The 6,543-nt window shown below is 66.4% G+C and carries 9 protein-coding genes; 1 reads left to right on the forward strand and 8 read right to left on the reverse strand.

The window, feature by feature from the left end; translation table 11 throughout:
* From IM725_RS19310 to IM725_RS19345, 8 genes are all read right to left on the reverse strand, one after another.
* Positions 1-210: hypothetical protein (locus IM725_RS19310; RefSeq protein ID WP_193782270.1), on the reverse strand; the 210-nt coding region annotated here is incomplete at its 3' end.
* A complete protein-coding gene (locus tag IM725_RS19315; RefSeq protein WP_193782271.1) occupies positions 207-1,109 on the reverse strand; it encodes an ExeA family protein in 903 nt (300 codons plus the stop codon). The genes IM725_RS19310 and IM725_RS19315, both read right to left, overlap by 4 nt.
* Positions 1,110-1,133: 24 nt before the next feature.
* Positions 1,134-2,621 (reverse strand): type II secretion system protein GspD, encoded by a 1,488-nt coding sequence (locus IM725_RS19320; RefSeq protein WP_193782272.1) that lies wholly within the window; start codon positions 2,619-2,621, stop codon positions 1,134-1,136.
* A gap of 9 nt (positions 2,622-2,630) precedes the next feature.
* Positions 2,631-3,074 (reverse strand): hypothetical protein, encoded by a 444-nt coding sequence (locus IM725_RS19325; RefSeq protein WP_193782273.1) that lies wholly within the window; start codon positions 3,072-3,074, stop codon positions 2,631-2,633.
* A 13-nt stretch (positions 3,075-3,087) separates the two neighbouring features.
* Entirely contained in the window at positions 3,088-3,513 is a 426-nt protein-coding gene (locus IM725_RS19330) for a hypothetical protein (protein ID WP_193782274.1), read from the reverse strand.
* The gene (locus tag IM725_RS19335) at positions 3,510-4,229 is read right to left on the reverse strand and encodes a hypothetical protein (RefSeq protein WP_193782275.1); all 720 of its coding nucleotides are present in this window, start codon (positions 4,227-4,229) and stop codon (positions 3,510-3,512) included. The genes IM725_RS19330 and IM725_RS19335 overlap by 4 nt, the downstream gene beginning before the upstream one ends.
* Positions 4,230-4,232: 3 nt before the next feature.
* The gene (locus IM725_RS19340; protein ID WP_193782276.1) at positions 4,233-4,829 is read right to left on the reverse strand and encodes a hypothetical protein; all 597 of its coding nucleotides are present in this window, start codon (positions 4,827-4,829) and stop codon (positions 4,233-4,235) included.
* The gene (locus tag IM725_RS19345) at positions 4,826-5,647 is read right to left on the reverse strand and encodes a hypothetical protein (RefSeq protein WP_193782277.1); all 822 of its coding nucleotides are present in this window, start codon (positions 5,645-5,647) and stop codon (positions 4,826-4,828) included. The genes IM725_RS19340 and IM725_RS19345 overlap by 4 nt, the downstream gene beginning before the upstream one ends.
* A gap of 379 nt (positions 5,648-6,026) precedes the next feature.
* Between IM725_RS19345 and IM725_RS20755 the strand changes: the two genes are divergently transcribed.
* Positions 6,027-6,422, forward strand: coding sequence for a prepilin-type N-terminal cleavage/methylation domain-containing protein (locus tag IM725_RS20755; protein WP_193782278.1), 396 nt, complete (start codon positions 6,027-6,029; stop codon positions 6,420-6,422).
* The last annotated feature ends 121 nt before the right edge of the window (positions 6,423-6,543 follow it).

Consider the following 6,543-nt stretch of genomic DNA (forward strand, 5'->3'; position numbering starts at 1 on the left):
CAGCAGCGCGGGCGCGCCGCGCTGCTGCAAGGCGTACCAGCCCAGCGCGCCGGCGGCGACGACCACGGCGAAGCCGGCCGTGGAGGCCCGCCCGATGCGGTTGCGGGGCGCCACGGGCACCGCGTGCACGTGCTGCGACAGCGGGTCCTGGGCGAGGTCGGCGCCGTGGCGCTGTTCCAGGTCCTTCAGGGCCTTGTTGATGACGCTCATTGGAAATGGATCCAGGCAAGGCTGGCGGCGCAGCCGGCCAGCACGAGGAAGAACAGGCCGCGCAGCCGCCATGACGGCGCCGTGCGGGTGGAATCGGTGTCGTTCGAAGCGGCCAGCACGTCGAACACGGTGACGCGGCGCGCGCCCTTGCCGAAGGCGCTGAGCAGCGACTTGTGGGCGACGATGTTCACCAGCCGCGGCACGCGGCGGGTCTTGCGCTCCAGCAGCCACGTCGCCGCGGTCGTGAACACGGGGCCGCCCTGGTAGCCCGCCACCACCAGGCGATGGTGCAGGTAGTAGGAGAGCTCCGGCCCGGACAGCGGCTGCAGGTGGTAGTGGAAGGTGATGCGCTGCTTGAGCTGCCGGATGGCGGAATGGTTCAGCTTCGCCTCGAGCTCGGGCTGGCCGAAGATGACCACCTGGATCAGCTTGCGCTTCTCGGTCTCGAGGTTGGTCAGCAGGCGCAGCGCTTCCAGCGTCTCGATGGGCATGGCCTGGACCTCGTCCAGGCAGATCACCACCTTGCGGCCTTCGCGCGTCAGCGCCAGCAGGCGCTCGTTCAGGCCGCGCAGCAGCTGGTGCTGGTTGGGCGCACCCTCGGCCTGGGCGATGCCCAGCTCGGCGGACAGCTCGATGAAGAGCGCCACCGGGTCCAGGTAGGGGTTGGGAATGTAGGCGACGGTGTACTCGTCGCCTTCCAGGCTGGCCATCAGCTTGCGGCACAGCAAGGTCTTGCCCGTGCCGACCTCGCCAGTGATCTTGATGAAGCCTTCGCCCATGCGAATGGCCACCACCAGGGTGTTCAGCGCCTCCTGGGAAGCGCCCGACCCGAAGAAGAAACTCGTGTCGGGCGTGATGCTGAACGGAAACTCACGCAGCCCGAAGTGCCGCAGGTACATGCGCTCTCCTACGACACTGCGGGATCACTGGGCGAAGGGAGACAGGCGCGGCGGGTTGGCGTTCATGCGCTCGATGCGGCCCTGCACCTGGTTGATCTCGCCAGCCCAGGATTCGTCACCCTTCACCACGGTGGGCTTGAGCAGGATCACCAGCTCGCGCTTGCTCGTGGAGCGGTCGCTCTTGCCGAACAGGGCGCCGACCACGGGAACGTCACCGGCCCCCGGCACGCGGGCCCGGTTGTCGGAGCTGTTCTCGCTCATCAGGCCGCCGATCACGACCACCTGGCCGTCACGCGTCTTCACGACGCTGTCGGTTTCGCTGATGGTGTTCACGGCGAAAGGCACGCGGCTGGATGCGTTGGACGGCGTGGCGATTTTCTCCTTCTCGGAGATCGAGTTCACCATGGTGCGCACGTGCAACGTGATGTTGTCGTTCTCGTCGATCTGCGGCGTTACGTCCAGCGAGATGCCGGAGAAGAAGGGCTGGTAGGTGAGCGTCGGGGCCGTGGTTTGCGCAATCCCGTTGCTGACCGTGGAGCTGCCGCCCGTGATGTTGGTCACGAAGCTTTCCTCCGCACCGACCTTGATCACCGCCTTCTGGTTGTTCAGGGTGGAGATGCGCGGGCTGGAGAGCACCTGCACCGAACCCTGCGACTGCAGGAAGTTCAGCAGCGCGCTGAAGTTCGTGGCTTGCACCGCGATGCCCAGGCCGGCCGAGAAGGCGTTGGCGTTGGCCACGCCCAGCAGGCTGGTGCCGACCAGGTCGCCGATGGTGGTGCCCGCGCTGATGTTGCCGCGGGTCGCGCCGTTGGCGGTGTTGGTCGCGTCCACGAGGCTGGGGTTCACGCCCACGCCGCCGCGGAAGACGCCGTTGTGCAGGCCGGCCCAGTTGATGCCCTGCTGCGCCCCGGCGTTCAGTTCCACGTCGACCACCTTGGCCTCGATGATCACCTGGCGCTCGATGTTCAGCTGCAGCGAACGCAGCATGGTCTCGACCTGGCGCAGTTCAGCCGGCAGGCCGCGGATCACGATGGTGCCGCTCATGGCGTTCACCGCCACGGCACGGCCGCCCGGGCAGCCTTCGGCGCCACGCAGGCGCTCGGCCACGCGCGGTTCGTACGGGAAGCTGGTGTCGGCGCGCGAGCTGTTGGAGGTGCCGCTGCCGCTGGTGGTGCCGGTGGTGGTGCCACCGGTGGTGGCTGCGGTGTAGCGGGCGATCTGGCAGCCCAGCAGCGTGCGCAGGCTGTCTTCCATGTCGCCCCACAGGTCCGCCTTCTGGATCGAGGTCAGCGCGGTGGCCTGGATGGAGGCGTAGCTGGAATTCGAGCTCCCCGTGGTGCTAGACCCTGTGCTGCCGGTGTTGGACCCCGACCCGTTGTTGGAGTTGTTGGCGGATGCACCGCCGATCACCTGCACGTCGCTCACGCCGCGGCGCATGCCCTGCACGTAGTTCACCTGGTAGAGCTTGGTGCGCATCTCCGGCGGGTAGACGTAGATCCGGGTGCCGTCCACGGCATAGTCTTAGCCGTAGGTCTCGCGGATCGCATCCAGGGCCTCGAAGACCGTGACGTCCTTGAGGTTGACGCTCACGGTCTCGTTGATCGGGCCCTGGGGCACGGTGGTGCCCACCACCGGCACAGTGCTGCGCGGGCTGAGCAGGATGCTGTACGGGGTGTCCTGCACCACGGCCAGCAGCACCTGCGAGACCGGGGCGTCGCTCACCTTGAGGTTGAAGCGCGGCTCCAGGTCACGCGAAGCGGCGCGTGGCGGGGGCGTGCGCAGCGGCGGCAGCAGGGTCGCGCTCACCGTTGAAGCGGCGGAGGCGGCTTCGGCGCGCGGCTTGGCGGGCGCCGCGGCCTTCATCTCCGCAGAGATGCTTTCCTGCACGCTGGTGTCAGGCTTGATCATGGGAACGCTGCAACCGGACAGTGCCGCGATCACGCAGGGAATTAGGGCTCGCCTCATCTGACTTCTCCGTTCACTTCGATTCTTTGTGTTTCTTGGTCGCCGGCAGGGCCTTGGCCTTGTCGGCTGCGACGGTGGTCTTTTGGACCGCGGGCGTCATGCTGGAACTCTCCCGGGTGCCTCCCCGGTCCCAGACGGCGCCCTCCTCCCCGACGGCCACCAACTTGGCGCCGTTGTAGCTCTCCCCGGGCCTGACCACATGGCCATCGACCATGGCAAAACGCCTGGCACGCCCCGACAGCAGGATCTGGGCGTTGGCCGGACCGCTGGATTCAGTGGCCTCTGGCTCCTTCTGGCCCGGTGACTTCGCCTGGGCAGCGAGCCACGCCGCCGAAGGTTTGGTGGGATCGGCCTGGGCCTGCGCACCGGCCGAGGCCAACGCGACGAGCGCGAAGGCCAGGGGCCGCAGGGGTGCGCGCCTGGAGGGAACGTGTTTCATTCGAAGGACAGCTCCTGCTGGGTGCTGAGGGTGTACAGCGTGACTTGGATGCTGGCCTCCGGGTAGGTGCCAACGGACAGCTTCGCGCCGCCCCAGTAGACCCCGGGAATGTTGGTTTCCAGGGTGCGAAGGTACGGCACCAGGGACGCGTAGGTGCCCTTCAGGGTCACTTCCAGGCCGTGCCGATACACCGGCGGGAAAGGCGCCACCGCGGGCGCGGCCGAGGCGGCAGAAGCCGACGCAGCCGCCGATGCGCCCTTGGCGGGCGCTGCGGCCGGGGCCATCGCGGGCGTGTAGAACACCTGGGGCGGAAGCGTCCTCAAAGACACCAGGGTGATGCCGGGCGCGGTGCTGGCCAGGGTGCGGATCATCTCGCCCATGCGCACGTCGCCCGAGGCTTCATGCAGCACGGATTCGGCGCGTTCCACGGTGACGCGCAGCCGGTCACGCTCGGCCAACTTGGACGCCGTCACCGAGGCCGGCAGGGGCTTGGTGGCTTCCGTGACCACCTGGGTCAGGGCCTCGGACTCCTTGCGCGTGCTGTCCAACTGCGCCTGAACGTCCTTGACCTGCGCGGTGCGGGGCCGCACCCAGGCGAAGTCAACGACGAGGAAGAGGAAGCCGACGATGGCGACGATGGCCAGGAGGCGTTCGCGCGCGGGGAGCGCGAAAAACTCTTTCCAGAGCTGGCGGGCGGGGTTCTTCTTGGTGGCCATGGCTTAGGAAATCTTGAAATTGACCACGGTGGCCGGCTTGTCAGCCGCCGAATTGGGCAGCGGCTCGGGCCGCAGTTCGATCGCGTTGAAGTGAACCCCCAGCGGATCGAACGCGTCACGCAAGCGCTTCGCGTACGCGACGGCCTGTTCGTTGCGCATGGCGCGGCCGGCCACCAGCACCTGCTTGGACGACTTGCCGACGTCGACATTGGTCAGCCAAAGCTCATCCCTCGGGATCGTGGCGAGCAGGCCGAGTTGCTTCGAGTACCCCTGGGGATCGCCCGCCGCGCCTGCTTCGATACTGGCCAGGAGAGGCGCGGCCTGCTGCGACCGCGCATTGAGCCGTGCGATCTCGTCATCCAGCGCCTGGATGCCGTCCGGGGCACGGCGCGCGATCTCGGCGGCCTGGATCGCCTGCTTCAGGCGCTGAACCTGCTGCTGTTCGCTGGCCAACTGGGCTTGCGCGCTGGAGAGCTTCTGACTGGCCATGCCGCCGTAGCCCAGCACGGCCACGAGACCCACACCAAGAAGGACTGCGGCCGAATAGACCGCCGCCTGGGGCAGCCCCTTCTGGCGCAGGAGGTTGATCTGCTGGCTCATGCGGCCCCCTTGTTACCGCGCAGCGCGGCACCGATCGCCACCACGTAACGCGACTGCATTTCCGGCTTACGCAGCTCAGGAACTGCGTCCAGGTTCAGCACCTGGGACAGTTCCAGCGCGTCCACGGGCACGGGCAATTTGCCACGAAGGTGTGAGGCGATGTCCAGGCCTGGCGCGGCGCCGACAACGATGCGCCCGACGTTGATGAACGGGAAGTTGCGGCCCAGCAGGTCCATGGACTGGTACACCTGCGTGGCGATGCGGTCCATGAAGCGCAGCTGCTTGGCGGGCTCGTCGTCGAGCACCTCCTCCAGCGGCTGGGCGATGAAGCGGTCCAGGTAGAGCTCGCCGCGGAAGGTGAAGGTGGTCGTCACCCCGGTGGCGCCCAGCGTCACCAGGCCGATGCCCTCGTCCTTGCGCTCGAGCAGCGCCGCGACGTTGCGCAGGGCCGTCTCGCGCACTTCCACGGCCTTCAGCGGAACCTTGGCACTGCGGAACGGCGAAGCTTGCTCATCCACGGTCTGGTCGCGCGCCACGATCACGTAGAGCTGCTTCTCGTGCTCCGTGTCGAACTCGGCCGTGGGAATGCGCATCCACTGCACGATGCACTGGTCGATCGGGAAATCGACCATGGAGCTCAATGTCCAGCGCAGGCTGGACTCGATCTCGGATTCCAGCGTCGGGGGCTCGGGCACCACCAGCATCTGGTAATCGCCCCGGGCGAGCGGATAGGTCCAGCTGGCGGTCCCCAACTCCTTCGCGAGCTCGGCGATCGCCTGCTCACCCATGGAGATGCCCGAGCTCTGCGCGCTCTTCACCACGACCGGAAGGCCGCGGCCCGAGCGTGCCGCCCGCACCCTGACTCCCACCCAACGGCCGTCCGGCGTGCAGTCCGCGCCGATCCAGTCCGTGCCTCCCAGGCTCAACTGCCCCAGAGCAAAGGCCATAAAAAGTCCTTGCAAATTCTTACAAAGCGTCATCCTATCGATGACCTGAGCACGTGAAAAGTGGCCTTTGTGAAACAGTTGCTGTAGCGCAACCTGCTGCACAAAAAGTCACAGACCCCGTTTGGAAGCATTGTGTTACAGAAGGTAGTTGGTCACAATGCTTTGTCACAAGTCACCCAGGAATGCGCAGTCGATGGCAGTTGGTGGCTTGGGGGCAGACTCAACCTTTCCTTTTAAGTGGAGTGAACAAATGCGTATTTCCCGCAGCATCGCGAAGGCAGCCCAGCAGGGCTTCACCCTGATCGAACTGATCATCGTCATCGTCATCATCGGCATCCTGGCCGCTGTCGCCATCCCGAAGTACCTGGACGTGTCCAACGACGCCAAGGCGGCCGCGCTCAAGGGTGCTGCTGGCGCGATCTCGTCCGCCGCTGCCACCAACTACGCTCTGCGCCAGGGTGGCTCCACGCTGGGCTCGGTGGTAACGAGTTGCACTGCAGCCGCACTGCTTGCCACGGTGCCCACCGAAATGGTCGTGACCGACGTTACTGCACCCACGGCTGGTCAGGCCGGCAGCTGTGCCATCAACTACTCGACTGGCGCGATCACCGCGTACACCTTCAGCGTGATTGGCTCCAACTATTGAGCTTCTCTAAATTCATGACATCACCAGAGCGTAGCCTGCATCCAGCAAGCGGCGATGATGGTGGGGCGCTTCTGTGCGCTCTTGAGTTTGTTGCGGGCCGTCGCGTGCAGCTCCGCGAGAT

The organism is Ramlibacter aquaticus (assembly GCF_015159745.1).
Taxonomy (GTDB): domain Bacteria; phylum Pseudomonadota; class Gammaproteobacteria; order Burkholderiales; family Burkholderiaceae_C; genus Ramlibacter; species Ramlibacter aquaticus.

Excerpts from the sequence above, each read along its gene's own strand:
- IM725_RS19315 (WP_193782271.1), bottom strand. The coding sequence starts at position 1,109 with ATGTACCTGCGGCACTTCGGGCTGCGTGAGTTTCCGTTCAGCATCACG.
- IM725_RS19325 (WP_193782273.1), bottom strand. The coding sequence starts at position 3,074 with ATGAGGCGAGCCCTAATTCCCTGCGTGATCGCGGCACTGTCCGGTTGC.
- IM725_RS19330 (WP_193782274.1), bottom strand. The coding sequence starts at position 3,513 with ATGAAACACGTTCCCTCCAGGCGCGCACCCCTGCGGCCCCTGGCCTTC.
- IM725_RS19335 (WP_193782275.1), bottom strand. The coding sequence starts at position 4,229 with ATGGCCACCAAGAAGAACCCCGCCCGCCAGCTCTGGAAAGAGTTTTTC.
- IM725_RS19340 (WP_193782276.1), bottom strand. The coding sequence starts at position 4,829 with ATGAGCCAGCAGATCAACCTCCTGCGCCAGAAGGGGCTGCCCCAGGCG.
- IM725_RS20755 (WP_193782278.1), top strand. The coding sequence starts at position 6,027 with ATGCGTATTTCCCGCAGCATCGCGAAGGCAGCCCAGCAGGGCTTCACC.